A 26,731-nucleotide genomic window follows, 5' to 3' on the forward strand; every position below is an offset into this window, starting at 1 on the left:
AGACAGCTCGTTCTGCGCCGCTATCACGCTACCTTGCTGCGCTTCCCACTTCGTCAGCGGTTTCCAGCTTGGTTTCCAGTCCGGGTGCGGGTAGAGATTTGATCTCCTCTCCCCCATGCGCCGAGCCGGTTTGTTGCACCGGCTGCCGCAGCCCGTTGTTTACCTGCTGATGCCCGCCGCTGATGTTGGCCTGCTTCAGGAATGCGACCGGGCGCGGATTCTTGATCTCGGCCAGCGCCTCAAGGGTGGCGCGGCATTGCGCCTGCGCCTTCAGTGCCATGCCCAGGTACGCCTGAAACTGCTTCAAGTACTCCTGGCTGGTGGCCTTCCGCGCCAGGCTGGTGAAGATCGTTTGCAGCGTCATGGCCTGGCCGTACAGCATGGCCTCGACAGACCGCATGTCACCGGCCTGCACCTTCTCGATCCGCTTATCGAGATCCTTGACCAACTCGCTCAGGTCCGCATCGCCAGCGAACTTCGACCAGGCATGAATACCGACCGCGTTCTGGACAAGTGGCGACATGACGATTTCATGCGCTGCCAAAACCTTCTTGTCCGGCGTTGATGCATCGGGCGTGGCCTTCTTGGCCTTGGGCGCGACCCTGGCCATCAGTGCCAGCCCTCGATCCATTGCTCGATCAGCTCGCCCACGGTGGTGCGCTCCTGGACGGCCCGGATCTTCAACCGCTGATGCAAGTCATCCCGGATGTTCACGGTCAGGCGAACGTCGCCAGTTGGCACCAGGCCGGATTTCTGGCCCTTAGGGGCGTTTTCGCTCTTGGCCGCTACCTTGCCCTTGGTAGCCGCGCTTTCGCGCTTCATAGAGCCTTCTGCGAAGGCAAGAACCGCGCTGTCGTTCAGCGTTGGCTTCTTCAGGTTGGTGATCTTGGTGCTCATGGCCGGATTATATACGTACGTACTTACCTAAGTATCTTCCTGATCTCAGCCATCAGGAACCTCATCTCGATCCTGGCGTTCTGGTCGGTCGTCTCGGCCGCGGTCAGGCCGGTGCCCAGCGCCTCCTGGTAGGCCACCCGTAGCGCCATTGGAATCCTCAGGATCGGCAGGCCCAGTTCCTTGGATGCCTGCTCGGACAGCTGTCCACTGTCGACGCGCTGAACGCGGCCATCGCACAAAGCCAGCGCAAGCTGGACGCCGTCCGTTCCAGCTATCGGACCCAACTCGAAAATGAGCGGGTGGAAACGCTGGCGCAGGTTCGCCGTGTCGCACAGGACCTGGACAAGTCCGCGATACGCAAGGGCCAGATGGATATCCGGGCGCCGGCGGACGGGATCGTGAAGGACCTCGCCGTCACCAGCGTCGGCGCCGTCGTCCAGGCGGGTGCGTTGCTGATGAACATCGTGCCCCGGGGCGAACCGCTGCTGGCGGAAGTGATGCTTGGCAACGAAGACGCGGGCTTCGTGGCCGTCGGCCAGAAGGCGCAGGTCAAGATCGCGGCGTTCCCGTTCCAGAAGTACGGCGTGATCGAAGGCACCGTGATGCACATCGGCGCCGACGCCTCCGAAGCGCGGCAAGGCCAGGCCGGCCAGGCCCCGAGCTATCGGGCGCTGATCAAGCTTGCAAGCCAGCGCCTTGAGGCGGTGAAGGACGAGGCATTGACGCTTGCACCGGGCATGTTGCTGGTCGCCGACATCCACGAGGGCGATCGCAGCGTTATCGAATACCTCTTGAGTCCCGTGCAGAAGGTGACGTCCGAGGCAGGGCGGGAGCGTTGACGGCGGGCGCCGCAAACATCCTCTTACGCCAACGCCCGATGCAAGTCGCGCACACCGCCCTGTCGCGTGTGTACGCCGCAACGCCATTGGTTACTTAACTTGCGACCCGGCGTGAACTTGTAATGGCTCTGCTCCGTAGCATCGGCAGCTCTTCAACCCACCAGAGGACCTCGCCATGGCAACACCGTTCTTCAACAAGAAGGAAGACCCTTTCGCCGCCCAGCAGCGCCCGATCACGCCCAATCCCAATGCCGCCGTGCTCGGCGCCGCGCAGCAGGCCGCCGCCGCCAGTGCCGCCGCCGCAGCAGCAGCTGCTGCCGCCAGCAGCCAGCCGGTTGCATCCGCTTCCGGCAAGGAAGGCGAAAGCAAGCTCACCGTGGGCCCGAACATCAAGTTGAAGGGCGTTGAGATCACCGACTGCGACACGCTGGTGGTGGAGGGCTCGGTGGAGGCCACCATGGATTCGCGCGTCATCCAGATTTCCGAGCGCGGCTCGTTCAAGGGGTCGGCCGAGATCGACATCGCCGAGATCCGCGGCGAGTTCGACGGCACGCTGACGGTGCGCCAGAAGCTGGTGATCTATTCCACCGGCAAGGTCACCGGCAAGATCCGCTACGGCAAGGTGGTGATCGAGGAGGGCGGCCAGCTCTCCGGCGAGATCGAGTTCGGCACCGCCCAGGCCAAGATCCCCATGACCACGGTGCGCCCCGGCCTGCAGGTGCACTCGAACGTCGGTTAAGACGGGTCGGGTTCAAGGACGCAGAAGCAACGCAGAAAGCGCGGAAGGTTCAGAGACAACCTTCAATCGGTTTTCTTTTCTGCGTCTTCTGCGTTGCTTCTGCGAATTCTGCGTCCGGCTGTCCGTCTTCGGCTTTCGGCTATCCGCCTTCGGCAGCCGCGTTCAGACCACCGTCTGGTGGCGGGCAATGCAGGTGTCCAGCACCTCGTCGTGGCCGCGCAGCCACCAGTTGCCGCTGGAGAAGATCTCCACTTCGCTGTAGCCGGCGAAGCCCTGCGCCTCCACCCAGCCGCGGATCTTCGGGATCTCGATCACGCCGTCGCCCATCATCCCGCGGTCGTTCAGCAGGTCGGCCGTCGGCGTGAGCCAGTCGCAGACGTGGAAGGCCAGGATGCGCTGTTTGCCGGCGCGCTCGATCTGGGCTTGCAGCTTCGGGTCCCACCACACGTGGTAGACGTCCACCGCCACGCCCAGCGCGCCGCTGGCCTGCGGGTCCAGCCGGTCGCACACGTCCAGCGCCTGCTCCATCGTGTTGATGCAGGCGCGGTCGGCCGCGTACATCGGGTGCAGCGGCTCGATGGCCAGCGGCATGCCGGCCGAGCGCGCGTATTCCAGCAGGTCGGCAATGCCGTCGGTCACCTGGCTGCGCGCCAGCCCGATGTCCTTGTGCGCCGCCTTGCCGGCCAGCGCGCCGGGCAGCCCGCCCACCACCAGCACCAGGCAGGCGGCATCGAGCTCGCGCGCCTCGTCGACGGCGCGCCGGTTGTCGTCGCGCGCCGCCTTGCGGCCGGCCTCGTCGGCGGCCGGGAACATGCCGCCGCGGCAATAGCCCGAGAGTGCCAGGCCATGCTGCTTCACCAGCCTGGAGACGGTGGCCAGTCCGGCCGCCGCCACCTGGTCGCGCCAGGGCGAGATGGCGCGGATGCCGCGGCGGGCGCAGGCCTCGATGATGTCGGGCAGCGGCAGGTCCACGCCGCGCGACTTGCGGATGGTGGCGGTGTTGATCGACAGCCAGCGGTGGTCTTGCGAGAAATCGCGCATGGGTCAGGTCCCTGGTGGCCGGCGCTGGCGCCGGAATTGCCGGATCAGGCCGGCGTTGTCGAGGTCGCCGTCGCCGGCGGCGATGGCGTCGCGCATCAGCGCCGCATGGGTTTCCGACAGCGGCAGCGGCTGGCCGGACTGGGCCGCGCTGGCCAGCATCAGCTCCACGTCCTTCAGGTGCTGGCGGATGCGGGACTGCGGCGCGAACTCGCCGCGCACCATCATCTCGCCCTTGGCCTCGGCCGCGCCCGAGCGGGCCGGCGTGGCCAGCACCAGCGCCAGGAACTTGTCCGGCGCGATGCCCAGCGACTCGGCGAACACCATGCCTTCGGCCAGCGCCGCCCGGTTCAGGCCCAGCACCAGGTTGGTGGCCAGCTTGGCGGTCGCTGCCATGCCGGCGGCGCCGACGTGGATGCGCTGCGAGGCCAGCGCGCGCAGCACCGCCTCGCAGGATTCGATGGCCGCCGCATCGCCGCCGAGCAGCTGCGTCGCCTCGCCGGCGGCGATCTGCTGGCTGGAGCCGGAGAGCGGCCCTTCGATGAAGGCCACGCCGCGCTGCGCCAGCCGGCCGGCCAGCGCGGCAAGCCTGGCCGGGTCGCCGGTGGAGCAGTCGATCACGCTGCGCACGCGGTGGCCGGCCGCCAGCAGGCCGTCGGCGCCTTCCACCACCGCGAGCACGTCGTTGCTGTCGAACACCGCCAGCACCACGCAGTCCGCGCGGGCCCCGACCTCGCGCACCGAATCCACCGCCACGCCGCCGAACGCCGCCCGCGCTTCGGGCCGCAGGTCGTAGCCGGTGACGGCAAAGCCGGCCGCCAGCAGGCGCGCGGCCAGCGCCTGGCCGACCAGCCCGAGTCCGACGATGCCGATGGATGCTGGCGCGCTCATGGCGTCAGGCCGACAGCGAGGAGCCGCCGCACACCTGGATCTCCTGGCCGGTGATCGCGGCCGCGGCAGGCGAGAGCAGATAGGCCACCAGCGAGGCCACTTCCTCCGGCTGGATCAGCCGGCCGATCGGCGGCAGCTTCGGGCTGGTGGCCGCGCGGGCCGGGTCGTCCAGCATCGCGGTCTGCGTCGCGGCGGGCGACACCACGTTGACGGTGACGCCCTGCGCCACCACTTCCGCCGCCCAGCTGCGCGCCAGCGAGGCCAGCGCCGCCTTGGTGGCGGCGTACTGGCCGCGGCCGGCGATGCCGCGCGACACCCGGCTGCCGATCAGCACGACGCGTCCGTGGCCGGCGCTGGCCATCGCCGGCAACACCACGTCGGCGATGCGCGAGACCGCGTCCACGTGCAGCCGCCACATGCGCTCGGCGTCCTGCGGATCCTGCCGGCCCAGCGGCGCCACTCGCAGCACGCCCGCCGCATGGACCAGCGCGTCCACCTGTCCGGCCGCGCGGGCGGCGGCTTCGGCGGCGGCGCCGTCGGTCAGGTCCGCCGTCACCGGGCTGAAGCAGGGATGCGCCAGCGCCGGCGGTGCCCGGTCCACGCCGATCACGTCCCAGCCGTCGTCCAGCAGGCGGCGGGCGATGGCCAGGCCGATGCCCGAGCTGCTGCCCGTGACCAGCGCCAGCGGCGCCTCACTCGACACGGATATTGCCTTCGGTGACGATCTTCTGCGCCCGCGCCATGTCCTCGCGCTGGAACTTGACGAAGTCGTCGACCGAGCCCGGCGTCAGCAGCAGGCCCTGCTGCGTCAGCTTGTCCTTCATGTCGGTGGCCAGCGCCTTGTTCACTTCGGCGTTGAGCCGGTGCGCGATGTCGGCCGGCAGCTTGGCCGGTCCCCACAGGCCGTACCAGCTGTAGAACTCGTAGCCGGGGATGGTCTCGCCCACCGTCGGCACGTCCGGCAGGGCGGGAACGCGGTGGGCCGAGGTGACGGCCACCACCCGCAGCATGCCGCTCTTGTGGTACTGCAGCGAACCCAGGATCGGGTCGATGAAGCCGTCGATCTGGCCGCCGATCAGGTCCTGGAAGGCCGGCGCCGTGCCCTTGTACGGCACGATCAGGTAGTCCAGGTTGCCGGCCCGCTTGAGCAGCTCGGTGGACATGTGGCCGGCCGAGCCGATCGAGCCGACCGCGAAGGTCATCTTGCCCGGGTTGGCCTTGGCATAGGCCATCAGCGACTTGACGTCCGTGATCGGCAGCTTCTTGTTGATCGCCACCGACAGCGGCGCCTTGGCCACCAGCGCGATCGGGCTGAAGTCCTTCAGCACGCCGTAGGGCACGGACTTCATCGTCATCGGCGCGCTGATGAAGGTGGAGGCGTTGAACAGCAGCGTGTAGCCGTCGGCCGGGGCCTTGGCCACCACGTCGGCGCCGATGATGCCGTTGCCGCCCGCCTTGTTCTCGATGATGAAGGTCTGGCCCATCTGCTCGCCGAGCTTCTGCGCCAGCAGCCGGCCCACCGTGTCCAGCGTGCCGCCGGGCGGGAACGGGATGATGACGCGCACCGGCCGGCTCGGATAGGGCTGGGCCAGCGCCGCGGCGGCGGCCAGCACCAGGGCGGCGGCCAGCGTGGACTTGAGCAATTGCCTGATGTTCATTTCGTGTCTCCTGATTCGATGCCGTGCAGGGCCAGCAGTGTTTTCATCCGGCGCACCGCCAGCTCGGGGTGCTCCAGCAGGTTGGCCTCGTCGGCCAGGCGGAACAGTTGCGCCAGGTGCGGCAGCGAGCGGGTGCTCTGCTGGCCCCCGACCATGGTGAAGTGGCTCTGATGGCCATTGAGCCAGGCCATGAAGACGACGCCGGTCTTGTAGAAGCGGGTGGGCGCCGCGAAGATGTGGCGCGACAGCGGCACCGTCGGCCCCAGGATGGCGTGGAACTTCTCGACGTTGCCCTGCGCCAGTTCGCCCAGCGCCGCGCTGGCGGCCGGGGCGATCGCGTCGAAGATCCCCAGCAGCGCATCGCTCTTGCCGTGGGTGGGCTCCGGGCCGGCGCCGTCGCCGGCGATCAGCTCGGCGTAGTTGAAGTCGTCGCCGGTGTACATCCGCACGCCCGGCGGCAGCCGGCGGCGCATCGCGATTTCCTTGTCCTTGTCCAGCAGCGAGATCTTGATGCCGTCCACCTTGTCGGGATGGGCGGCGATGATGCCCAGCGCCGTGTCCATCGCGGCGTCGACATCCGCGGCACCCCCGGCTCCGACTTGATCGGAGCCTCTCCAGTATCCGGCCAGGGCCGGATCGAACATCTCGCCCAGCCAGTGCAGCACCACCGGCTGCCTGGCCTGCGACAGGATGCGGTCGTAGACGCGCTCGTAGTCGGCCGGGCTCTTCGCCACGCGGGCCAGCGCCCGGCTGGCCATCACGACCAGCTTGCCACCGAGCTTTTCGATGGCGGCCATCTGCTCCTCGTAGCCGGCGATGACCTGGTCGACCGTCGTCACGTCCTCCGGTTCGAGATGGTCGGTGCCGCAGCCGGACGCGACCAAAGCCTGTCCTGAGCTTGTCGAAGGGCCTGCGGAAAAGTCGCGCGCCGCGTCCAGCGAGCGGCGGATCAGCTCCAGCGAGGTCGGCCAGTCCAGGCCCATGCCGCGCTGCGCCGTGTCCATCGCCTCGGCCACGCCCAGGCCCAGCGACCACAGGTGCTGGCGGTAGGCGATGGTGGCGTCCCAGTCCACCGCGCATTGCAGCCAGGGATCGATGGCGGCGCGCGGGTCGGCCACCACATGCGCGGCCGAGTAGGCGATCCGGTTGAACTTGACGCCCTTGGCGGGCCGGGCCGGCGCGTTGCCGCGCAGCGTGTAGGCGGCCAGCTGGCGGTTGTCGGTAGGGCCCTTCGACGGGCTCAGGACAGGGAGTTGCAGCGTGAGTGCCATGGCCGCCTCAGACGTTCAGCGCCGGCACGTCGACCCAGCGCCGTTCCTTCCAGCTTTGCAGCGCGGCTTCCACCAGCTGCACGCCCTTGGCGCCTTCCGGCAGGGTCCAGCGGTAGGGCTCGTTTTCCACCACGTGGCGGATGAAGTGCTCCCACTGGATCTTGAAGCCGTTGTCGTAGAACTGGCTGTCCGGCACTTCCTGCCACTGGTCGAAGAAGTTCATGGTCTGCTTGACGTCCGGGTTCCAGACCGGACGCGGCGTCGTCACGCGCGATTGCGCCCGGCATTCCTGCAGGCCGGCCACGGCGGAGCCGTGGGTGCCGTCCACATGGAAGGTGACCAGGTCGTCGCGCCGCACCCGGGTGGCCCACGACATGTTCATCTGCGCGATCACCGGCTCGCCGTTGTGGCCCACCAGTTCGGCCGTCGCATAGGCGGCGTCGTCGGCGGTGGCCTGGTACGGCTTGCCTTCCTCGTCCCAGCGCTGGGGAATGTGGGTCGCGCCGATGCAGGAGATCGACTTGACCTCGCCGAACAGGTTGTCCAGCACGTAGCGCCAGTGGCACATCATGTCCAGGATCATCCCGCCGCCGTCCTCGGTGCGGTAGTTCCACGACGGCCGCTGGATCGGCTGCAGGTCGCCTTCGAACACCCAGTAGCCGAACTCCAGCCGCACCGACAGCATCTTGCCGAAGAAGCCGGCGCGCCGCAGCATGTCCAGCTTGCGCAGGCCGGGCAGGAACAGCTTGTCCTGCACCGCGCCGTGCTTGAGGCCCGACTTCTCCGCCAGCCGCGCGATCTCCACCGCCTGGTTCAGGTTGGTGGCGATCGGCTTCTCGCAGTACACGTGCTTGCCGGCGCGGATCGCGCGGGCCAAGAGGGTGGGGCGCATCTGCGTGGTGCCGGCGTCGAAGAAGACGGTGTCGTCCTCGCTGGCCAGTGCCTTGTCCAGGTCGGTACCCCAGCGCTCGATGCCGTGCGTCTTTGCCAGCGCCTGCATCTTGTCGGCGTTGCGCCCGATCAGGATCGGGTCCGGCATCACCTTGTCGCCGTTGGACAGGGTGACGCCGCCCTGGGCGCGGATCGCCAGGATGGAGCGGATCAGGTGCTGGTTCATGCCCATGCGTCCGGTGACGCCGTGCATGATGATTCCGAGTCGTTGGGTGGCCATGTCGCTTCCTTGGGTGGGTGGGGTCGTTCGGTGCGGCTAATTAACTGTTTGGTGAATTGTAGGAAAGAGCCCGGCCCGGCGTCAAGGGCCATGCTGGCCGTGGGGAGATCGCCCGCCTTCAGGCCCGCAGCACGTAGCCCAGGATCACGTCGCACATGTGGGTGAGGCGCTCGTGCTTGGCCTTGGGCGTCATCAGGTCGCGCCCGAAGATGGCGCCCAGCGTGTGGTTGTTCGACAGGTAGAAGTACGACAGGCCGGCGATCGAGACGTACAGCTGCAGCGGGTCGACGCCGCCGCGGAAGGTGCCTTCCTTGCGGCCCCGCTCCAGGATCTCGGCCAGCATCTCGATCAGCGGCGAGTTCATCTGGCGCGCCCGCTCGGACTGCTGCAGGTGGCGCGCGCGGTGCAGGTTGGCGCTGTTCAACAGGGTGAGGAATTCGGGATGCGCCAGGTAGTAGTTCCAGGTGAACTCCACCAGCTTGCGCAGCGCCTCGGCCGGCGGCACGTCCAGCAGGTTCAGCCGCCGCTCCTGCTCGCGGATGTCGCGGTAGGCCTGCTCCAGCACCGCCTGGAACAGCGCCTCCTTGTCGGAGAAGTAGTAGTAGATCAGGCGCTTGTTCAGGCCGGCGCGCTCGGCGATGCGGTCCATCCGTGCGCCGCCCAGGCCGTACTCGGCGAATTCGTCGCGGGCCGCCGCTAAGATGGTGCCCTGCGAGCGGTCGGCATCGCGCTGGCGCTCTTCCGTGACGGGCGTGGTGTCTCGTGTCATGGTTTCATAATTCACCATATAGTTAATAAAGTCAAGGCCATGAGCGCAGCGCAGAACCGCTTCAAGCAAGATCGAGCCCCCTCGGGGGGCAGCGCCGCCGCCTTGGCGGCAAGCGTGGGGGCCGCATGAGCGAAGCGAAATCCCAGATCGCCGGTCACCTGCTGGTCGAGTGCCTGGTGGAGCAGGGCGTCACCCATGCCTTCGGGGTGCCGGGCGAAAGCTACCTGGCCGCCCTCGACGGCTTCCATGCCTACCGCGACCGGATCCGCTTCGTGATCAACCGGCAGGAGGGCGGCGCGGCCTACATGGCGGAGGCGCACGGCAAGCTGACCAACCGTCCCGGCATCTGCTTCGTGACCCGCGGCCCCGGTGCGACCAACGCGTCGATCGGCGTGCACACCGCCTTCCAGGACTCGACGCCGATGATCCTGTTCGTCGGCGACGTGGCGGCCGAGCAGCGCGACCGCGAAGCCTTCCAGGAGCTCGATTACGGCAGCTTCTTCGGCCCCAGCACCCGCGGCATGGCCAAGCGGGTGGAGCGCATCGACGACCCCGAGCGCATTCCCGAATACGTGATGCGGGCCTTCGCCACCGCGATGAACGGCCGGCCCGGCCCGGTGGTGCTGGTGCTGCCGGAGGAAATGCTGACCAGGCTGGTGTCGGCGCGGCCGCTGGCCCGCGTCGAGCCGGTGGAGGCCTGGAGCGACCCGGGCGCGCTGCGCAAGCTGCGCGAGCTGCTGCTGGCATCGAGCAAGCCCTTCGTGATCGCCGGCGGCGGCGGCTGGACGGTGCAATCGGCCCAGGCGCTGCAGCGCTTCGCCGAGAACTGGAAGCTGCCGGTCGGTAATGCGTTCCGGTTCCAGGACACCTTCGACAACTTCCATCCGCTGTACGCCGGCGACGTCGGCATCGGGCTGAACCCCAGGCTGGCGGCCCGCATCAGGGAGAGCGACCTGGTGATCGCGATCGGCCCGCGGCTGGGCGAGATGACCACCGGCGGCTACACGCTGCTGCAGGCGCCGCGCTCGCAGCAGAAGCTGGTCCACATCCATGGCAGCGCCGAGGAACTCAATCGCGTCTACGAGGCGGACCTGGCGATCAACGCCACGATGAACGCCGCGGCGCGCTCGCTGGAGGTGCTGACGGCGCCGCCGGCCGTGCCCTGGGAGGCGTGGACCGCCGCGGCCCATGCCGATTACGAAGCCAACCTGGTGCCGCAGCAGTTGCCGGGCCAGGTGGACATGCCGGCGATCGTCGCGGTGCTGCAAAAGCACCTGCCGGCCGACGCGGTGCTGACCAACGGCGCCGGCAACTTCGCCAGCTGGGTGCACCGGTTCTTCCGCCTCCACGGCCTGGCCAAGGGCTTCAAGACCCAGCTGGCGCCGACCAACGGCTCGATGGGCTACGGCGTGCCGGCCGGCATCGCCGCCAGCATCGCAACCGGCCGTACCGCCTTCACCATCGCCGGCGACGGCGACTTCCTGATGAACGGGCAGGAGCTGGCCACCGCGGTGCAGCATGGCGGCAAGTCGATCATCGTGCTGCTCAATAACGGCATGTACGGCACCATCCGCATGCACCAGGAGCGCGACTTCCCCACTCACGTCAGCGGCTCGAACCTCGCCAATCCGGACTTCGCGGCGCTGGCCCGCGCCTACGGCTATGCCGGCGTGAAGCTGGCCAGCAGCGAGGGCTTCGAGGCCGAATTCGTGGCGGCGCTGGAACGCAAGCAGGGCACGCTGATCGAGATCGCGCTCGACCAGGAGGTGATCACCACCCGCGGCACCCTGAGCGCGATCACGCAGCACGCGCTCAAGGCCAACGCTAAAGCGTGAAGCGCAGGCCCTCGACGATGGCGCCGGGGGCGCTGATGCTGCGCAGCTGGCGCGCGCCGTAGGTCGCGTTGTCCGGCAGCAGCTCCACGCTGTCGGTCAGCGCCACCAGCCCCGAACCGAACATGCGGATGAAGGAGTCGTCGAAGCGCATGACGTCGATCGGCGCTGCCAGTTCGCCGTTCTCCACCCAGAAGCAGGCGAAGCGGGTCATGCCGGTCATCCGGCAGGCCTGGCGGTCGCTGTAGTTCAGGTAGTGCAGGTTGCTGACGTAGACGCCGGTGCCCAGCGCCTTGAGCGCCTCGGCCGGGGGCAAGGTGCCCGCCGCCATGGCCAGCGATTCCGGCGATTCCTCGGGCCCGCTGCCGTTGGCCGCGACGCCGTATTCCATCGCGCTGCGCGGCGCCGCCAGGGTGCCGGCGATGCGGCCGGCGGCCACCAGCGGCACGGCATCCGGCTTGACGAAGCCGTCGTCCTGGAACGACGGCGCGATGCCGCCGGCCGTGGCCTCGGTCAGCGTGACGCCCTTATGCAGCGCGGCCTCGCCGCGGTGCAGCTGGATCAGCGTGGAGACGCCGGTGTTGACGGCCTTGAGGCCGAAGCCGCCCCAGGACAGCGTGCCGAGCAGCTCGCCGACCGCGACCGGGCTGAGGTACACCCGGTAGTCGCCGGGCGCCAGCGTCTTGCGCGCCCGGCCCAGCAGCTCGCACTGGGCGCGGGCCTGGGCCATCCGGGCGGCGAATTGCGCTTCGCTCCACTGGCTGCCGGCGTAGCTGGACTTGACCGCCTGGTCGCCGCTGCGGTACAGGCTCCACTCGAACAGGAAGCTGTCCACCTCGTGCCAGTTGCGCTGGCCGCGGCTGTCGGCATAGGCGCGCACCACCGGCCCGCCGGCGTAGAAGCCGACCATGTCGGTGCCGGCCGCGTGCCGGCTCACCGCATCGATCAACTGGCCGGCGGCCGGCAGTTCGCCGACGGTGCGGCGCTGGCTGGAAGCGATCGCGGACGGCAGCAGCAGGTACCTGTCCTGCGGAATGTGAGGCAGCTGCGCCAGCAGCGTCGCCCGCTCGGCCAGCAGCGCCTGGATGTCCAGCCCCAGCTCGCCGCGCAGGCTCAGGGTGCCGGTGGCGCGCCGGCCATCGGCGATCACCGAGACACTGCCATAGCGCTGCTCCACGTGGGTGGCCTGCCGCACGGCGGCGCGGTTGAAGCGGATGAAGTCGGTGGCCTCGGCGCTGAACGAGAGGGTCACGCGCTCGGCGCCTTCGGCCAGGGTGCACACGGCATCGGCCAGCCGCTCGAAATACTGCTGCATCAATTCGCTCCCCCGAACACCGACACGCCGCTGAACTTGCAGGCCGGCGCGGCATGGCCGACCCGGATCACCTGGTTGGGTTCGCCCTTGCCGCAATAGGGCGTGCCCATCACCTCGAAGGTGCTGGCGTCGCCCACCATCGACAGCGAGCGCCAGAAGCTGGCCGAGATGCCGCGGTAGTTGGGCCGCTTGACCACGCCGGCCAGCCGGCCGCCGCGGATCAACTGGCCGTACTCGCAGCCGAACTGGAACTTGTTGCGGGAATCGTCGATGCTCCAGGACGAATTGGTCTTCATCAGGATGCCGGAGTCGATGCTGGCGATCATGGTGTCCAGCGTGGCATCGCCCGGCTCGATGTTGAGGTTGCTCATGCGGTCGATCGGCGGCCGGTTCCAGCTGCAGGCGCGGGCCGTGGCCACGCCGGCCATCGCGCCGGCCCGGGCCTGCGATACGGTGGCGCCCAGCGGACGCTGCAGGATGCCCTCGCGGATGATCCACTCGCGGCTGGCGGGCGCGCCCTCGTCGTCGAAGGCGAAGCTGGCGAACTGCTCGCGCAGGTCGGGCGCGAAGCTGACGTTCAGCAGCGGGCTGCCGTACCGGTAGTGGCCGAACATGTCGAGCGTGACGAAGCTGGTGCCGGCGAAGTTGCGCTCGTCGCCCAGGATGCGATCGAGCTCCAGCGGATGGCCGATGCTCTCGTGGATCTGCAGCATCATCTGGTCGGGCATCAGCAGCACGTCCATCTCGCCGGTGGGGCAGTTGGGCGCATGCACCAGCTCCAGCGCCTCGCGCGCGACGCGCGGGCCGTCCCCGGCAAAGCCGGCCCGCTCCAGCACCTCCAGCCCGCCCTGCTGGCAGAAGCCGTTGTACTGGCCGGCCGAGGAGCGGGTCTGCGTGTCGCCGTTGGCGCTGGCAACCACCGTGATGGTCGGCACCAGGAAATCCCAGTCCTGCTCGACCCGCCCGCCGCCGGAGGTGACAAGCAGCTGCTCGGTATGGGTGGTCCACAGCGACGCGCTGCGGTCGACGATCGCGGCGCCGAGGTTGGCGCCGGCGCAGACCTGCTGCAGCAGGGCGAAGCGGTCGCCCAGCGACAGCTGCGCCACCGGCCGCTCGTTGGGCGAGCGGTAGGCTCCGGCGCCGGTGGGCAGGACCACCTTGCGGTAATCGACCACGCTGCGCCCGGCGCACGCCTGGGCCAGGGCGATGGCCTCGTCGAAGGCGCGCTTGAGGCCGGCCTGGCTCAGGTCGCTGGTGGCCGCGTAGCCCATCGCGCCGTCGCGCACCACGCTCACCATGGCGCCGGCGTCGGTCTGGCGTGACGGCGCTTCGGCGACGTCGCTGCGCACCACGAGCCGTTCGGATTGCTCCAGCACGCCGCGCACGGACCAGTAGTCCGACGCCGGCGCCGCCTGTTTCGCGCTGCGTTCGAGGTTGAGGAAGTCCATGCGGGCCCGGGAAAAAGGTTAAAAAAAAGGCCGGTTTGCACCGGCCTTGGCACAGCCTTGCGGCTGGTGCTTACTTGACGTGCTTGCCGATCAGGCCAGCCATCTCGAACATGGAGACCTGGGCCTTGCCGAAGATTTCCTTCAGCTTGGCGTCGGCGTTGACCATGCGCTTGTTGACGGAGTCCTGCAGCTTGTTCTTCTTGATGTAGGCCCACAGCTTGCTCACGACTTCGGTGCGCGGCAGCGGAGCGGAGCCCACCACAGCGGCCAGTTGCGGGCTCGGCGTCAGCGCCTTCATGAAGGCGGCGTTGGGCGTGCGCTTCTTGGCCGGAGCCTTCTTCGCAGCTGCCTTCTTCGCCGGTGCTGCCTTCTTCGCAGCTGCCTTCTTGGCCGGAGCCGCCTTCTTGGCCGGAGCCTTCTTCGCTGCTACCTTTTTTGCCGGTGCAGCCTTTTTTGCCGGAGCCTTCTTTGCGGCTGGTTTTTTTGCCGCGGCTTTTTTCGCAGTTGCCATGATTATTTCCTTCTAGAAGTTGATTAATCACCAGCGAGAACCTGCATTCCCTCTGGCACTGCGGATGCTACTGGAGAAAAAACGCGTTTCCAAGCGAAAAACGAGTTTTTTCACTGTGGCGTGTTGTTTTTTTCGTCGCCGTTTTGGGGCCGTTTTCCCTCTGGCGACGGACCGGATGCGCGCTTGCGTCGCGATTGCGCGCGCTGCCACTGCTCACGCAGCGCCGCAGGAAGCGTCACCAACGTGGCGCCGCCAATGGAGTTTTCGCCGGCAGCGTGGCGAGCAGGACGCCCGCGAGAGCGATCGCGAACGCCAGCAGCTGCACGCCGCCGAGGTGTTCGCCGAGGGCAAACACGCCCACCAGAGCAGCAGCCACCGGCAGCATCACGGTGAAGACGCCGGCCTGAGAAGCGGGCACCGCCTTGAGTCCGGTCATCCAGAGCCACACCGTCCAGATGCTGGCGGCGAGCGAGTAGAACAGCAGCAGCACCCAGCTGCCGGCAGCGACGGCGCCGAAGTCGAAGCCGCGCGCAGCGTACAGGCCGAACGGTGTCACCAGTGCGAAGCCCCAGAGGTTGATGATCGCGGTGATCCGCTTGGGCGCGAGCGCGCCGGTGAGCTTCTTGCCGATGACGGCATACGAGGCCTCGCACAGCACGGCGGCGAGCACCAGCAGGTTGCCGAGCCAGTTGCCGGCGGGCCGGCCATGCGCCAGCGCTGGCTCTGCGGCTGGCGCCTCGGCGAAGGCCAGGAGCGCGATGCCTGCCGCCGCGCAAGCCACGGCAGCCCAGGTCCGCGGCCCGATCCGCTCGCGCAGGAAGGCCCAGCTCAGGAGCGCCACCACGGCCGGGATCGAGGCCATGATCACGCCGGCCGAGACCGCGCTCGTCATGCTGACGCCGAACAGCATGCAGATCGAGAACAGGAAGTTGCCGAGGAACGATTCGAGGAATAGCAGCGAGCGGGTCTGCACGGTCATCGGCAGTTCCCCCATCGGCCTGCGCAACCAGTGCAGCATGGCCGCACCGCCGATGCCGAAGCGCAGCCAGGCCAGCAGGAACACCGGAAAGGCCGCCACCAGCGGCTTGGACAGGGCCACATAGCTGCCGACCAGCGACATGCTCAGGGCCAGGCAGAACAGGGCGGCGGGCCGGCTGGGGTGGTAGCTCACGAGCGGTGCAGGGCCGTGCGGCCGGAGTGGGAGGGAGCCGCGATGATGCAGCACCTCGGGACAGCGGCTGCTCCCGACGCGGAAATCACGTTTCGCATTGCGAAATAGTCGGTTGCTGCACTGCGGCAAAATTTCTCGATACGAGAAACTGGATTCCGTATCGAGAAACGTACCCCTTAACTCATTGATATTCAAGGAAAATAAATCTTGTCTTCTATAAGACATAAGATGCCACAAAGTCTTCTACAAGACTTAAAGTTGCTTCATCGGCCCGGGACTCGCATCGCAGCGCCGCCGACCAAGTTTTTAATCAACCGGAGTGAACCTCATGAGCAACTGGACCCACCTGACCCGCGAACAGCAGATTGCCCAACTCGAAAAGGACTGGGCCGAGAATCCGCGCTGGAAGGGAATCAAGCGCGGCTACAGCGCCGCCGACGTCGTCAAGCTGCGCGGTTCGCTGGCCATCGAGCACACGCTGGCCCAGCGCGGCGCCGAGAAGCTGTGGAACTCGATCAACACCGAACCCTTCGTCAACACGCTCGGCGCGCTCACCGGCAACCAGGCCATGCAGCAGGTCAAGGCCGGCCTGAAGGGCATCTACCTGTCCGGCTGGCAGGTGGCGGGCGACGCCAACAGCAACGGCGAGATGTACCCCGACCAGTCGCTGTACTCGGTGGATTCGGTGCCCAAGTGCGTCAAGAAGATCAACGCCACCTTCCAGCGCGCCGACCAGATCCAGTGGAGCGAAGGCAAGGGCCCGGGCGACGAGGGCTACATCGACTACTTCCAGCCGATCGTGGCTGATGCCGAAGCCGGTTTCGGCGGCGTGCTCAACGCCTTCGAGCTGATGAAGGCCATGATCGAAGCGGGCGCCGCCGGCGTCCACTTCGAGGACCAGCTGGCCTCGGTCAAGAAGTGCGGCCACATGGGCGGCAAGGTGCTGGTGCCGACCCGCGAGGCGGTGGGCAAGCTGGTCGCCGCGCGCCTGGCAGCCGACGTGATGGGCACCTCCACCATCCTGTTGGCCCGCACCGATGCGGAAGCCGCCGATCTGGTGACCACCGACGTCGACGAGAACGACAAGCCGTTCCTGACCGGTGAACGGACCGTGGAAGGCTTCTACCGCACCAAGAAGGGCTTCGACCAGGCCGTCAGCCGCGGCCTGGCCTATGCCGAGTACGCCGACCTGATCTGGTGCGAAACCGGCACGCCGGACCTGAAGTTCGCCAAGGATTTCGCCGACGCGATCCATGCCAAGTTCCCCGGCAAGATGCTGGCCTACAACTGCTCGCCGTCCTTCAACTGGAAGAAGAACCTGGACGACGCCACGATCGCCCGTTTCCAGAAGGAGCTCGGCGCGATGGGCTACAAGTTCCAGTTCATCACGCTGGCCGGCTTCCACAGCCTCAACTACGGCATGTTCGACCTGGCCTACGGCTATGCGCGCAACAACATGACGGCCTTCGTGGAGCTGCAGCAGGCCGAGTTCGCCGCCGCCAGCCGCGGTTTCACCGCGGTCAAGCACCAGCGCGAGGTCGGCACCGGCTACTTCGATGCGGTGACGACGACGATCGAAGCGCTGGCTTCCACCGGCGCGCTCAAGGGCTCGACCGAAGACGAACAGTTCTTCGACGAGAAGAAGGCCGCCTGAGATTTCGGCATCCGCGCCACAGCTGTGGCGTTCCAGACGCGAAAACAGGCCTTAGGGCCTGTTTTTCATGGCCGGGGCAGGAGCGGTGTTGCCACCCCGGCCATTCGCTGTAGAGTTGCCCGCATCACACCCGGGGGACCATCATGGGAGCTTCGATCCAGGATACCGGCGCTTTCGACGCGACCGCGCTCAATTACAGCCGCTGCCCCGAGTGCAACGGAACCGGCGAGCTGCGCATCGACAGCGAGAACATCAACGAGCACTTCGAGGTCGAAAAGCAGACGGTGATCACCCCTTGCCCGCGCTGCAACGGGACGGGGTTTCTCAAGGGCAGTTAAAATACATCAACCGCTGCCGCCCCGGGCAGCCTGACAAGAGCGAGAAAGGCACCCTGGTTATGACACCGCGAACTACGCCGGAATCCGGAGCGACCCATTAGGAGGTCGCGTAGTCGCGTGCACTGAAGTTCTTCACGAATCCAGACAAAGCGCGGCTGCCGGCCGCGCTTTTTCATTTGCCCCACACGTTTCAACATGATCCAGATCACGCTCCCCGACGGTTCCAAGCGCGAATACCCCGGCCCGGTCACGGTCGCCGAGGTCGCATCGTCGATCGGCTCCGGCCTGGCCAAGGCGGCCCTGGCCGGCAAGGTCGACGGCAAGGTCGTCGACACCAGCCACACGATCAGCCAGGACAGCCAGCTGTCGATCATCACGGCCAAGGACCCGGAGGGGCTGGACGTGATCCGCCACTCCACCGCGCACCTGCTGGCCTATGCGGTCAAGGAGCTGTTTCCCGACGCCCAGGTCACCATCGGCCCGGTGATCGAGAACGGCTTCTTCTACGACTTCGCGTACAAGCGGCCGTTCACGCCGGAAGACCTGGTCGCGATCGAGAAACGCATGTCCGAGCTCGCTGCCAGGGATGAACCGGTGACGCGCCGGGTGCTGCCGCGCGACGAGGCCGTGGCCCATTTCAAGAGCCTGGGCGAGAACTACAAGGCCGAGATCATCGGCAGCATCCCGGCCGGCGAGGACGTTTCGCTGTATGCCGAAGGCGCCTTCGAGGACCTGTGCCGCGGCCCCCACGTGCCCAGCACCGGCAAGCTGAGGTTCTTCAAGCTGATGAAGGTGGCGGGCGCCTACTGGCGCGGCGACCACCGCAACGAGATGCTGCAGCGCATCTACGGCACGGCCTGGGCCACCAAGGAGGAGCTGCAGCAGCACCTGACGATGCTGGAAGAGGCGGAAAAGCGCGACCACCGCAAGCTCGGCCGCGAACTGGACCTGTTCCACATCGACGACGTCGCGCCCGGCGTGGTGTTCTGGCACCCCAAAGGCTGGGCGGTCTGGCAGGCGGTGGAGCAGTACATGCGCCAGGTCTACCGCGAAACGGACTACCAGGAGGTCAAGGGCCCGCAGATCCTGGACAAGAGCCTGTGGGAGAAGACCGGGCACTGGCAGAACTACCGCGAGAACATGTTCACCACCGAGAGCGAGAAGCGCGAGTACGCCCTCAAGCCGATGAACTGCCCCGGCCACGTCCTGATCTTCAAGTCGCAGCTGCGCAGCTACCGCGAACTGCCGCTGCGCTACGGCGAGTTCGGCCAGTGCCACCGCAACGAGCCCTCGGGCGCGCTGCACGGCATCATGCGGGTGCGCGGCTTCACGCAGGACGACGGCCACGCCTTCTGCACCGAGGACCAGATCCTGGACGAGTGCGTGGCGTACACCGCCAAGCTGCAGCAGGTCTACCGGGATTTCGGCTTCACCGACATCCTCTACAAGGTCGCCACCCGGCCGGACAACCGGGTCGGGTCCGACGAGCTGTGGGACAAGGCCGAACATGCGTGCATGGAGGCGCTGCGCCGCTCGGGCGTCGACTTCGTCGTGTCCGCGGGCGACGGCGCCTTCTACGGCCCCAAGATCGAATACACGCTCAAGGACGCCCTGGGCCGGCAGTGGCAATGCGGCACCATGCAGGTGGACTTCAACACGGCGGAGCGCCTGGGCGCCGATTACGTGACGGAAACCAGCGGCCGGGCCCACCCGGTGATGCTGCACCGCGCGATCGTGGGCAGCCTGGAGCGGTTCATCGGAATGCTGATCGAACACTACGCCGGCGCGCTGCCGGCCTGGCTGGCTCCGGTGCAGGTGGCAGTGCTCAACATCACCGACGGACAGGCGGAATATGCCCAGGAACTGGCCAAAACGCTGAGGAATCAAGGGCTTAGGGTGGCGGTTGACCAGCGTAACGAGAAAATTACGTATAAAATACGGGAGCACTCGATGCAAAAGCTGCCTTATATCCTGGTCGTGGGTGACAAGGAGAAGGCGGCAGGAGCTGTCGCAGTGCGCGCCCGGGGCAACCAGGACCTCGGTGTGATGTCCATCGACGCATTCTCACAAAGGATCGCCCAGGACATCCTCAACAAAAGCTGATTCATCGATTGAATGAAGCTCTTGCCGGCGTGCATTGAGGCAGTGTCAGCCACTTCGCCGTGGCATATGAATTGAAGGATTTGGACCATCGCTACTGAATTTCGCGACCGCCGCCAACGCGAGGAACGCAAGCACCGCCTGAACCGGGAAATCATGGCCCCGGAAGTACGCCTCTCGGGGCCCGAGAACGAGCCTTTGGGCATCGTCAGCATTGCCGAGGCCCTGCGATTGGCCGGCGAAGCGGACGTCGACTTGGTTGAAATTGCCGCCACGGCGAACCCCCCGGTTTGCCGCTTGATGGACTACGGCAAGTTCAAGTACCAGGAGCAGAAGAAGGCGGCGGAAGCGAAGGCCAAGCAGACGGTCATCGACATCAAGGAAGTCAAGTTCCGGCCTGGCACCGACGACGGTGACTACAACATCAAGATGCGCAACATCCGGCGCTTCCTGGCCGAAGGCGACAAGTGCAAGATCACGCTGCGCTTCCGGGGCCGCGAGATCACGCACCAGGAAATCGGGATGGCGTTGCTGAACCGCATCCGCGACGAGCTGGGCGACCTGATCCTGGTGGAGCAGTTCCCCAAGCTGGAAGGCCGGCAGATGATCATGATGATCGCGCCGGGCAAGAAGAAGGTGGCTGTCAAGGCCGCCGCCGAAGCCTCTCAACCGGCGTCGGCATAAGGAATCAAAGCTTCATCGGCCGGTCGCCGGTGGGGCGATGACGGAGAGCCTTTGGCTTTCCAAACAAGTGGCGAATTCAAACTCGCCACTAAAAAGTGGCTCGGGGCCAACAAGACGCGGAAAGCTTTCGCGGCGCCTCACGAGCACAACGTAAAAGGAGCATTCACATGCCCAAGATGAAGACCAAGAGCGGCGCCAAGAAGCGTTTCCGCGTTCGTCCCGGTGGTACCGTCAAGCGCGGTCAGGCCTTCAAGCGTCACATCCTGACCAAGAAGACCACCAAGAACAAGCGTCACCTGCGCGGGGCCATTTCGGTTCACGAGACCAACATGGTTTCGATGGCCGCCATGCTGCCCGGCCGTGGCATCTGATCAACTGACGAACAAGGAGTAATCACATGCCTCGCGTCAAACGTGGTGTAACGGCTCGCGCCCGCCACAAGAAGGTTCTCGCCCTCGCCAAGGGTTTCCGCGGCCGCCGCGGCAATGTCTTCCGGATCGCCAAGGAAGCGGTGATGAAGGCCGGGCAATATGCCTACCGTGACCGCCGCACCAAGAAGCGCGTCTTCCGCCAGCTCTGGATCGCCCGTATCAACGCGGCGGCCCGTGAGTGCGGCCTGACGTACAGCCAGTTCGCCAACGGCATCCGCAAGGCCGGCATCGAGATCGACCGCAAGGTGCTCGCCGACATCGCCGTGCACGACAAGGCAGCTTTTGCCGGCATCGTGGAGCAGGTCAAGTCCAAGCTGGCGGCTTGAGGTCGCGGGGCGCCGCCCACCGGTGGCGCCTGGTGCAACATACAAGGACGGGGGCCAGGGCTTTGCACTGGTCCCCGTTTTAATTCATGCAGACAAACGAGCTCGAATCCATCGTCGACAGCGCGCGCAGCGCATTCGCCCAGGCCGAGGCGCCGGCCGAACTGGAAAACGCCAAGGCGCTGTTCCTGGGCAAGTCAGGCCGCATCACGGAGCTGATGAAGGGCATGGGCGCGCTCAGCGTGGACGAAAAGAAGAGCCGGGGCGCCGCGATCAACCTGGCCAAGCAGGCGATCGAGGCCGCGCTCGGCGAACGCCGGCAGGCGCTGGCCGAGCGCGAACTGCAGGCGCAGTTGAAGGCCGAAGCGCTGGACGTGAGCCTGCCGGGGCGCCTGCGCGAGCCCGGCAGCCTGCATCCGGTCAGCCTGACCCAGGAGCGGATCGAGTCGATCTTCGCCAGCATGGGATTCGACGTGGCCGACGGCCCCGAGATCGAGACCGACTGGCACAGCTTCACCTCCCTGAACAACCCGCCGAACCATCCGGCGCGGTCGATGCAGGACACCTTCTACGTCGACATCGACGGCGACGACGGCATCCCGTACAACCTGCGCCCGCACACCAGCCCGATGCAGGTGCGCTACGCCCATGCGCACATCAAGAAGCACGCCGGCCAGGCGGTGCTGCCCGAGGTGCGCGTGATCGCACCGGGCCGCACCTACCGCGTGGACAGCGACGCCACCCACTCGCCGATGTTCCACCAGTGCGAAGGCCTGTGGCTGGGCGAGAACGTGAGCTTCAAGGACCTGAAGGTGGTGTTCACGGATTTCTGCCGCACCTTCTTCGAGAGCGACGACCTGGCACTGCGCTTCCGGCCCAGCTTCTTTCCGTTCACCGAGCCGAGCGCCGAGATCGACATCCAGTTCCAGACCGGCCCGCTGGCCGGCCGCTGGCTGGAGGTCGCCGGCTCCGGCCAGGTCCATCCGGGCGTGGTGGCCAACATGGGGCTGGACCCCGAGCGCTACATCGGCTTCGCCTTCGGCATGGGCATGGACCGGCTCGCGATGCTGCGCTACGGCGTCAACGACCTGCGGCTGTTCTTCGACGGCGACGTCCGCTTCCTCAGCCAGTTCCGTTAACCGTTTTCCTCGAACAAGAACATGCAATTCCCCGAGTCCTGGCTGCGCGAATTCTGCAATCCGCCGCTGACCACCCAGCAACTGGCCGACACCCTGACCATGGGAGGGCTGGAGGTGGAGGAATTGCGTCCGGTCGCGCCGCCCTTCAGCAAGGTGGTGGTCGGTGAGATCAAGGAAGCGGTGCAGCATCCGAACGCCGACCGCCTGCGCGTCTGCCAGGTCGATGCGGGGCAGGGCGCGCTGCTCAACGTGGTGTGCGGCGCGCCCAACGCCCGGGTCGGCATCAAGGTGCCGCTGGCCCTGGTCGGGGCCGAGCTGCCGCCGGGTGAGGACGGCAAGCCGTTCCAGATCAAGGTCGGCAAGCTGCGCGGCGTCGAGAGCCAGGGCATGCTGTGCTCGGCGCGCGAGCTGCGCCTGAGCGAAGACCACGGCGGCCTGCTGGAACTGCCCGCAGATGCACCGATCGGCGTCGACGTCCGGTCGCTGCTCAAGCTCGACGACACCATCTTCACGCTCAAGCTCACGCCCAACCTGGCGCACGCGCTCAGCGTGTACGGCGTGGCGCGGGAGTTGTCGGCGCTCACCGGCGCCCCGCTGCAGCAGCCGAAGTTCGCTTCGGTGGCCCTCGGGCACCAGGACAGGCTGGCGGTGAAGGTCAGCGCGCCCGACCTGTGCGGCCGCTTCTCCGGGCGGATCGTGCGCAACGTCGATACGCAGGCCAAGACCCCCGCGTGGATGGTCGAGCGGCTGGCCCGCTGCGGGCAACGCAGCGTGACGGCGCTGGTGGACATCTCCAATTACGTGATGTTCGAATTCGGCCGGCCTTCCCACATCTTCGACCTGGACAAGATCCACGGAGGGCTGGACGTGCGCTGGGGCCGGCCGGGCGAACAGCTCAAGCTGCTCAATGGCGCCACGGTGACGGTGGACGACAAGGTCGGCGTGATCGCCGACGACGTGCAGGTGGAATCGCTGGCCGGCATCATGGGCGGCGACTCGACGGCGGTTTCCGATGCCACCAGGAACGTCTACGTGGAGGCCGCGTTCTGGTGGCCGGCCGCGATCCAGGGACGCTCCAGGCGCTTCAATTTCTCCACCGATGCCGGGCACCGCTTCGAGCGCGGCGTGGACCCGAGCACGACGGTGGAGCACATCGAGCACATCACCGGCCTGATCCTCTCGATCTGCGGCGGCGAGGCCGGGCCGGTGGACGACCACGCGGTCAAGCTGCCCGAGCCCAGGCCGGTGACGCTGCGGGTGGCGCGCGCGGCCAAGGTGATCGGCATGCCGCTGACCCAGCAGCAATGCGCCGATGCGCTGGCGCGGCTGGGGCTGGATGTCACCGAAGGCGCGGGAACGCTCACCGTGAGGCCGCCGCCTTACCGGTTCGACATCGCGATCGAAGAAGACCTGATCGAGGAAGTGGTGCGCGTGATCGGCTACGACAAGCTGCCGACCACGCCGCCGCTGGCGCCGATCCAGGCCAGCCTGCGCTCCGAGGCGCGGCGCAGCCGCTTCGTGCTGCGCCGCCTGCTGGCCGCGCTGGGCTACAGCGAGACCATCAACTTCAGCTTCGTCGAGGCGGACTGGGAGCGCGACCTGGCCGGCAACGCCGCGCCGATCAAGCTGCTCAACCCGATCGCCAGCCAGATGAGCGTGATGCGCTCATCGCTGCTGGGCTCGCTGCTGCAGGCGCTGCGCTTCAATCTCGACCGCAAGGCGGAGCGGGTGCGCGTGTTCGAGATCGGCCGCGTCTACACCCGCGACGCCGCCGTCGCCACGACGGACACCACGGTGCGCGGCATCCGCCAGCCGATGCGCGTGGCGGGGCTGGCTTACGGCGACGTCGACGGCCTGCAGTGGGGCCGCAAGGCGCCGGGCAGCGACTTCTTCGACGCCAAGGGCGATGTCGAAACGCTGCTTTCACCGGTGAAGGCGCAGTTCGAGGCGGCCGAGCATCCCGCGATGCATCCTGGCCGCTGCGCGCGCATCCTCGTGGACGGCAAGGATGTGGGCGTCATCGGCGAACTGCATCCGCGCTGGCGCCAGCAGTGGGAGCTGGCCCACGCGCCGGTGCTGTTCGAACTGGACCTGGACGCGGTGCAGGCCCGTCCGGTGCCGGCCTTCGTGCCGGTGCCGCGGTTCCAGCCGGCCGAGCGCGACATCGCGATGATCGTCAAGGACAAGGTCACCCACGCGCAGCTGCTGGCCGCCATCCGCTCCGCGGACACCTCCGGGCTGCTGCGCGACGCGATGCTTTTCGACGTCTACAAGCCCAAGCAGGCTGCCGGCGGCGTGGCGGCGGACGAGAAAAGCATGGCGGTGCGCTTGACGCTGGGTAGCGCCGAAGCCACACTGACCGACGAGCAGATCGACGGCGCCGTCCAGGCCGCGATCGACAGCATCGCTGCCCGCCTGGGCGGCCGCCTGAGAGGATGACAATGGCACTGAGCCGAAAAGCCGAGGTCCAGGACGCCATGGACTTCTCCGTCGAGAGCCTGGAGACGCCGGCGCTCACCAAGGCGCAGCTGGCCGAACTGCTGTTCGAGCAGATCGGGCTGAACAAGCGCGAGTCCAAGGACATGATCGATGCCTTCTTCGACCTGATCTCCGACAGCCTGGTCGACGGCCAGGACGTCAAGATCTCGGGTTTCGGCAATTTCCAGATCCGCACCAAGGCGCCGCGCCCGGGCCGCAACCCGCGCACCGGCGAGGCGATCCCGATCGAGGCGCGCCGGGTGGTGACGTTCCATGCCAGCCACAAGCTCAAGGAACAGATCCAGGGCGAGGGCGCCGAACCCGCCTGAAGCAGAAAAAATACATTTCGTTGCTTCCTGCCAAATGCCCTTGGCACGCCGGGCCTGCTTAGAGTAACCTAGCAGCTTTCTCTCCTACAACATTGATTTCAATGGAGAAAGCTCTCCCCTCAATTCCGGCAAAGCGCTACTTCACCATCGGTGAGGTCAGCGACCTGTGTGGCGTCAAGCCTCACGTGCTACGTTATTGGGAGCAGGAATTCACCCAGTTGCGGCCGATGAAGCGGCGCGGCAACCGCCGCTACTACCAGCACCACGAGGTCCTGATGATCCGCCGGATCCGGGACCTGCTGTACGACCAGGGCTTCACCATCAGCGGCGCGCGCAACAAGCTGCATGAGCTGGTGCAGGTGGAGCGCGACAAGCGCCGCTCCGGCGAGGTGATGCTCGAAGGCGTCGAGGTGATCGAAGTGGACGATTCGTCCTTCGCCGAGGATTTCGAGGACAGCGCCCCGCTCGAGGAGCGCGAACTGGTGTCGCAGAAGCTGCTGCTGGTGCGCCGCGAGCTGTTCGAGATCCGCGATCTTCTGTCGGCAACGCACTGACTTCATGTCGAGCGTGGTCCGCACCGGGCTATAATCGTTGGCTTGTCGGCGTGTAGCGCAGCCTGGTAGCGCACTTGCATGGGGTGCAAGGGGTCGAAGGTTCGAATCCTTTCACGCCGACCATTGTTTGAAGGGTTAGCAGGAGTGTCCTGCTAACCCTTTTTGCGTTGTTGCGGGCTTCCTGCATTGCCCGCATAAAATCATTGCGAATGGCTGTAATTCACAACACTCACCGCGGACGCTGACTCCATCGTGGCCACCGTTGTATTTGCTGACATGGTTGGGAGCACCGGCATCTTCGAGCGGCTCGGGGACGAGACCGCCGGCCGCTTCGTCACCCAGCTGACCACGGCCCTGTCCAAGACCTTCGAGCAGCACCACGGCCGGGTGGTCAAGCTGCTGGGCGACGGCCTGTTCGTGGTGTTTCCGCAGGAGGGACCGGCGATCGAGGCCTGCCTGGCGATCCAGATGCGGCTGCAGGAAAAGCCGGTCAACCCGGGCGGCAACCTGGGCCCGATCCAGATGCAGATGGGGGTGGAGACCGGCGAGGTGGTGGAAATCGACGGCGACTGCTACGGCGACGCCGTCAACAGCGCGGCCCGGCTGGCCGACCTGGCCGGCGCCGCCCAGATCCTCACCACCCAGCGGGTGGCCGATGCGCTGTCGCCGGCGCAGCGCGAGCAGCTGCGCAGCCTCGGCCCGATGTACCTGCGCGGCAAGTCCGACGCCACCGAGGTCTACCGGGTGGACTGGCAGGTGGACCGCGACAACGACGCCACCGTCATGGGCGCCTCGATGTTCAAGGCCCCGGGCAAGGGCGGCTTCCTGGAACTGGCGGCGGCCGGCCAGACGGTGCGGCTGGAGCCGCGCGGCGAAAAGCTCACGCTCGGCCGCGCCGCGACCTCCTCGCTGTCGATCAACGATTCGCGCGTTTCGCGCCTGCATGCCACGGTCGAATGGCGCGGCGGCCAGTTCGTGCTCAGCGACGGCTCCAGCTTCGGCACCTGGGTCTACATGGGCAACCAGACCGAGCCGGTGGTGCTGCGCCGCACCGAGTGCTACCTGGTGGGCCACGGCCAGATCGCCCTGGGCTGCGACCGCCATGCGGACAACGCGCCGCTGGTGCTCTTTTCCGTCAGCGGCTGAATCGC

The 26,731-nt window shown here is 67.0% G+C and carries 28 protein-coding genes and 1 tRNA gene; 15 read left to right on the plus strand and 14 right to left on the minus strand.

Annotated features, from left to right (window positions below; translation table 11 throughout):
- Positions 1 to 28: 28 nt before the first annotated feature.
- Genes ACFPOE_RS18955 through ACFPOE_RS18965 form a run of 3 tightly spaced genes read right to left on the minus strand, consistent with a single transcriptional unit; the run spans position 29 to position 1,046 of the window.
- Positions 29 to 631, minus strand: coding sequence for a hypothetical protein (locus ACFPOE_RS18955; protein ID WP_376851848.1), 603 nt, complete (start codon positions 629 to 631; stop codon positions 29 to 31).
- Positions 610 to 897: a ribbon-helix-helix protein gene (locus tag ACFPOE_RS18960; RefSeq protein ID WP_376851849.1), complete on the minus strand. Its 288-nt coding sequence runs from the start codon at positions 895 to 897 to the stop codon at positions 610 to 612. The genes ACFPOE_RS18955 and ACFPOE_RS18960 overlap by 22 nt, the downstream gene beginning before the upstream one ends.
- A 23-nt stretch (positions 898 to 920) precedes the next feature.
- On the minus strand, positions 921 to 1,046 hold the full coding sequence (locus tag ACFPOE_RS18965) for a hypothetical protein (RefSeq protein ID WP_376851850.1): 126 nt from the start codon (positions 1,044 to 1,046) through the stop codon (positions 921 to 923).
- A gap of 150 nt (positions 1,047 to 1,196) precedes the next feature.
- Between ACFPOE_RS18965 and ACFPOE_RS18970 the strand changes: the two genes are divergently transcribed.
- Together ACFPOE_RS18970 and ACFPOE_RS18975 are read left to right on the plus strand one after the other, a co-directional pair.
- Positions 1,197 to 1,736: a hypothetical protein gene (locus tag ACFPOE_RS18970; protein ID WP_465251313.1), complete on the plus strand. Its 540-nt coding sequence runs from the start codon at positions 1,197 to 1,199 to the stop codon at positions 1,734 to 1,736.
- A gap of 175 nt (positions 1,737 to 1,911) precedes the next feature.
- Positions 1,912 to 2,475, plus strand: a complete 564-nt coding sequence (locus tag ACFPOE_RS18975; protein ID WP_376851851.1) for a bactofilin family protein — start codon at positions 1,912 to 1,914, stop codon at positions 2,473 to 2,475.
- A 162-nt stretch (positions 2,476 to 2,637) separates the two neighbouring features.
- On the opposite strand, the gene ACFPOE_RS18980 is transcribed toward ACFPOE_RS18975, so the two are convergent.
- From ACFPOE_RS18980 to ACFPOE_RS19010, 7 genes are all read right to left on the minus strand, one after another.
- Positions 2,638 to 3,516, minus strand: a complete 879-nt coding sequence (locus ACFPOE_RS18980) for a sugar phosphate isomerase/epimerase family protein (protein ID WP_376851852.1) — start codon at positions 3,514 to 3,516, stop codon at positions 2,638 to 2,640.
- A gap of 3 nt (positions 3,517 to 3,519) precedes the next feature.
- On the minus strand, positions 3,520 to 4,404 hold the full coding sequence (locus tag ACFPOE_RS18985) for an NAD(P)-dependent oxidoreductase (protein WP_376851853.1): 885 nt from the start codon (positions 4,402 to 4,404) through the stop codon (positions 3,520 to 3,522).
- Positions 4,405 to 4,408: 4 nt separating this feature from the next.
- Positions 4,409 to 5,107 carry an SDR family NAD(P)-dependent oxidoreductase gene (locus ACFPOE_RS18990; protein WP_376851854.1) on the minus strand — a complete coding sequence of 233 codons (699 nt, stop codon included), beginning with the start codon at positions 5,105 to 5,107 and terminating at the stop codon, positions 4,409 to 4,411.
- Complete coding sequence (locus ACFPOE_RS18995) at positions 5,097 to 6,062, minus strand: Bug family tripartite tricarboxylate transporter substrate binding protein (RefSeq protein ID WP_376851855.1); 966 nt, start codon at positions 6,060 to 6,062, stop codon at positions 5,097 to 5,099. The genes ACFPOE_RS18990 and ACFPOE_RS18995 overlap by 11 nt, the downstream gene beginning before the upstream one ends.
- Complete coding sequence (locus ACFPOE_RS19000) at positions 6,059 to 7,333, minus strand: dihydrodipicolinate synthase family protein (RefSeq protein WP_376851856.1); 1,275 nt, start codon at positions 7,331 to 7,333, stop codon at positions 6,059 to 6,061. Before ACFPOE_RS19000 ends, ACFPOE_RS18995 begins: the two co-directional genes overlap by 4 nt.
- Before the next feature lie 7 nt (positions 7,334 to 7,340).
- Positions 7,341 to 8,504 (minus strand): Gfo/Idh/MocA family protein, encoded by a 1,164-nt coding sequence (locus ACFPOE_RS19005; protein WP_376851857.1) that lies wholly within the window; start codon positions 8,502 to 8,504, stop codon positions 7,341 to 7,343.
- 118 nt (positions 8,505 to 8,622) lie between these two features.
- Positions 8,623 to 9,273, minus strand: coding sequence for a TetR/AcrR family transcriptional regulator (locus tag ACFPOE_RS19010; RefSeq protein ID WP_376851858.1), 651 nt, complete (start codon positions 9,271 to 9,273; stop codon positions 8,623 to 8,625).
- A 125-nt stretch (positions 9,274 to 9,398) separates the two neighbouring features.
- Between ACFPOE_RS19010 and ACFPOE_RS19015 the strand changes: the two genes are divergently transcribed.
- Positions 9,399 to 11,108, plus strand: coding sequence for a thiamine pyrophosphate-binding protein (locus ACFPOE_RS19015; RefSeq protein WP_376851859.1), 1,710 nt, complete (start codon positions 9,399 to 9,401; stop codon positions 11,106 to 11,108).
- Here the strand turns inward: ACFPOE_RS19015 and ACFPOE_RS19020 are convergent.
- From ACFPOE_RS19020 to ACFPOE_RS19035, 4 genes are all read right to left on the minus strand, one after another.
- Positions 11,098 to 12,420 carry a TldD/PmbA family protein gene (locus ACFPOE_RS19020; protein WP_376851860.1) on the minus strand — a complete coding sequence of 441 codons (1,323 nt, stop codon included), beginning with the start codon at positions 12,418 to 12,420 and terminating at the stop codon, positions 11,098 to 11,100. The genes ACFPOE_RS19015 and ACFPOE_RS19020 overlap by 11 nt on opposite strands.
- Positions 12,420 to 13,868, minus strand: a complete 1,449-nt coding sequence (locus ACFPOE_RS19025) for a TldD/PmbA family protein (RefSeq protein ID WP_376851861.1) — start codon at positions 13,866 to 13,868, stop codon at positions 12,420 to 12,422. Before ACFPOE_RS19025 ends, ACFPOE_RS19020 begins: the two co-directional genes overlap by 1 nt.
- Positions 13,869 to 13,938: 70 nt before the next feature.
- Complete coding sequence (locus ACFPOE_RS19030) at positions 13,939 to 14,379, minus strand: SWIB/MDM2 domain-containing protein (RefSeq protein WP_376851862.1); 441 nt, start codon at positions 14,377 to 14,379, stop codon at positions 13,939 to 13,941.
- Between the two features lie 235 nt (positions 14,380 to 14,614).
- The gene (locus tag ACFPOE_RS19035; RefSeq protein ID WP_376851930.1) at positions 14,615 to 15,499 is read right to left on the minus strand and encodes a DMT family transporter; all 885 of its coding nucleotides are present in this window, start codon (positions 15,497 to 15,499) and stop codon (positions 14,615 to 14,617) included.
- Positions 15,500 to 15,896: 397 nt separating this feature from the next.
- Here ACFPOE_RS19035 and aceA point away from each other — a divergent pair, with 397 nt between their 5' ends.
- From aceA to ACFPOE_RS19095, 12 genes are all read left to right on the plus strand, one after another.
- Positions 15,897 to 17,204, plus strand: coding sequence for an isocitrate lyase (aceA, locus tag ACFPOE_RS19040; protein WP_376851931.1), 1,308 nt, complete (start codon positions 15,897 to 15,899; stop codon positions 17,202 to 17,204).
- A gap of 143 nt (positions 17,205 to 17,347) precedes the next feature.
- Positions 17,348 to 17,542 (plus strand): hypothetical protein, encoded by a 195-nt coding sequence (locus tag ACFPOE_RS19045; RefSeq protein ID WP_376851863.1) that lies wholly within the window; start codon positions 17,348 to 17,350, stop codon positions 17,540 to 17,542.
- Between the two features lie 195 nt (positions 17,543 to 17,737).
- Positions 17,738 to 19,645: a threonine--tRNA ligase gene (thrS, locus tag ACFPOE_RS19050; RefSeq protein WP_376851864.1), complete on the plus strand. Its 1,908-nt coding sequence runs from the start codon at positions 17,738 to 17,740 to the stop codon at positions 19,643 to 19,645.
- A gap of 78 nt (positions 19,646 to 19,723) precedes the next feature.
- Positions 19,724 to 20,326 carry a translation initiation factor IF-3 gene (gene infC / locus ACFPOE_RS19055; protein ID WP_376851932.1) on the plus strand — a complete coding sequence of 201 codons (603 nt, stop codon included), beginning with the start codon at positions 19,724 to 19,726 and terminating at the stop codon, positions 20,324 to 20,326.
- A 167-nt stretch (positions 20,327 to 20,493) separates the two neighbouring features.
- Entirely contained in the window at positions 20,494 to 20,697 is a 204-nt protein-coding gene (gene rpmI / locus ACFPOE_RS19060; protein ID WP_376851865.1) for a 50S ribosomal protein L35, read from the plus strand.
- A gap of 26 nt (positions 20,698 to 20,723) precedes the next feature.
- A complete protein-coding gene (gene rplT / locus ACFPOE_RS19065; protein ID WP_376851866.1) occupies positions 20,724 to 21,083 on the plus strand; it encodes a 50S ribosomal protein L20 in 360 nt (119 codons plus the stop codon).
- Between the two features lie 86 nt (positions 21,084 to 21,169).
- Positions 21,170 to 22,219, plus strand: a complete 1,050-nt coding sequence (pheS, locus tag ACFPOE_RS19070; RefSeq protein WP_376851867.1) for a phenylalanine--tRNA ligase subunit alpha — start codon at positions 21,170 to 21,172, stop codon at positions 22,217 to 22,219.
- 21 nt (positions 22,220 to 22,240) lie between these two features.
- On the plus strand, positions 22,241 to 24,658 hold the full coding sequence (pheT, locus tag ACFPOE_RS19075) for a phenylalanine--tRNA ligase subunit beta (protein ID WP_376851868.1): 2,418 nt from the start codon (positions 22,241 to 22,243) through the stop codon (positions 24,656 to 24,658).
- 38 nt (positions 24,659 to 24,696) lie between these two features.
- Entirely contained in the window at positions 24,697 to 25,026 is a 330-nt protein-coding gene (locus ACFPOE_RS19080) for an integration host factor subunit alpha (protein WP_376851933.1), read from the plus strand.
- 101 nt (positions 25,027 to 25,127) lie between these two features.
- Positions 25,128 to 25,580: a MerR family transcriptional regulator gene (locus ACFPOE_RS19085; RefSeq protein WP_376851869.1), complete on the plus strand. Its 453-nt coding sequence runs from the start codon at positions 25,128 to 25,130 to the stop codon at positions 25,578 to 25,580.
- Positions 25,581 to 25,626: 46 nt separating this feature from the next.
- A tRNA-Pro gene (locus ACFPOE_RS19090) sits at positions 25,627 to 25,703 on the plus strand.
- A gap of 129 nt (positions 25,704 to 25,832) precedes the next feature.
- On the plus strand, positions 25,833 to 26,726 hold the full coding sequence (locus ACFPOE_RS19095) for an adenylate/guanylate cyclase domain-containing protein (protein ID WP_376851870.1): 894 nt from the start codon (positions 25,833 to 25,835) through the stop codon (positions 26,724 to 26,726).
- Positions 26,727 to 26,731: the final 5 nt, after the last annotated feature.

The sequence above is a fragment of the Caenimonas terrae genome (genome assembly GCF_042655405.1).
Lineage (GTDB): Bacteria > Pseudomonadota > Gammaproteobacteria > Burkholderiales > Burkholderiaceae_C > Ramlibacter > Ramlibacter terrae_A.

Coding starts and splice junctions, on each gene's coding strand:
- rplT (WP_376851866.1), top strand. CDS start 20,724: ATGCCTCGCGTCAAACGTGGTGTAACGGCTCGCGCCCGCCACAAGAAG.
- ACFPOE_RS18955 (WP_376851848.1), bottom strand. CDS start 631: ATGGATCGAGGGCTGGCACTGATGGCCAGGGTCGCGCCCAAGGCCAAG.
- ACFPOE_RS19000 (WP_376851856.1), bottom strand. CDS start 7,333: ATGGCACTCACGCTGCAACTCCCTGTCCTGAGCCCGTCGAAGGGCCCT.
- ACFPOE_RS19010 (WP_376851858.1), bottom strand. CDS start 9,273: ATGACACGAGACACCACGCCCGTCACGGAAGAGCGCCAGCGCGATGCC.
- rpmI (WP_376851865.1), top strand. CDS start 20,494: ATGCCCAAGATGAAGACCAAGAGCGGCGCCAAGAAGCGTTTCCGCGTT.
- ACFPOE_RS19085 (WP_376851869.1), top strand. CDS start 25,128: ATGGAGAAAGCTCTCCCCTCAATTCCGGCAAAGCGCTACTTCACCATC.
- ACFPOE_RS19020 (WP_376851860.1), bottom strand. CDS start 12,420: ATGCAGCAGTATTTCGAGCGGCTGGCCGATGCCGTGTGCACCCTGGCC.
- ACFPOE_RS19030 (WP_376851862.1), bottom strand. CDS start 14,379: ATGGCAACTGCGAAAAAAGCCGCGGCAAAAAAACCAGCCGCAAAGAAG.
- ACFPOE_RS18965 (WP_376851850.1), bottom strand. CDS start 1,046: ATGGCGCTACGGGTGGCCTACCAGGAGGCGCTGGGCACCGGCCTGACC.
- ACFPOE_RS18995 (WP_376851855.1), bottom strand. CDS start 6,062: ATGAACATCAGGCAATTGCTCAAGTCCACGCTGGCCGCCGCCCTGGTG.
- ACFPOE_RS18960 (WP_376851849.1), bottom strand. CDS start 897: ATGAGCACCAAGATCACCAACCTGAAGAAGCCAACGCTGAACGACAGC.
- ACFPOE_RS18985 (WP_376851853.1), bottom strand. CDS start 4,404: ATGAGCGCGCCAGCATCCATCGGCATCGTCGGACTCGGGCTGGTCGGC.
- thrS (WP_376851864.1), top strand. CDS start 17,738: ATGATCCAGATCACGCTCCCCGACGGTTCCAAGCGCGAATACCCCGGC.
- ACFPOE_RS18975 (WP_376851851.1), top strand. CDS start 1,912: ATGGCAACACCGTTCTTCAACAAGAAGGAAGACCCTTTCGCCGCCCAG.
- pheS (WP_376851867.1), top strand. CDS start 21,170: ATGCAGACAAACGAGCTCGAATCCATCGTCGACAGCGCGCGCAGCGCA.
- ACFPOE_RS19015 (WP_376851859.1), top strand. CDS start 9,399: ATGAGCGAAGCGAAATCCCAGATCGCCGGTCACCTGCTGGTCGAGTGC.
- pheT (WP_376851868.1), top strand. CDS start 22,241: ATGCAATTCCCCGAGTCCTGGCTGCGCGAATTCTGCAATCCGCCGCTG.
- ACFPOE_RS19080 (WP_376851933.1), top strand. CDS start 24,697: ATGGACTTCTCCGTCGAGAGCCTGGAGACGCCGGCGCTCACCAAGGCG.
- ACFPOE_RS19005 (WP_376851857.1), bottom strand. CDS start 8,504: ATGGCCACCCAACGACTCGGAATCATCATGCACGGCGTCACCGGACGC.
- ACFPOE_RS18980 (WP_376851852.1), bottom strand. CDS start 3,516: ATGCGCGATTTCTCGCAAGACCACCGCTGGCTGTCGATCAACACCGCC.
- ACFPOE_RS19025 (WP_376851861.1), bottom strand. CDS start 13,868: ATGGACTTCCTCAACCTCGAACGCAGCGCGAAACAGGCGGCGCCGGCG.
- ACFPOE_RS19045 (WP_376851863.1), top strand. CDS start 17,348: ATGGGAGCTTCGATCCAGGATACCGGCGCTTTCGACGCGACCGCGCTC.
- ACFPOE_RS19035 (WP_376851930.1), bottom strand. CDS start 15,499: ATGTCGCTGGTCGGCAGCTATGTGGCCCTGTCCAAGCCGCTGGTGGCG.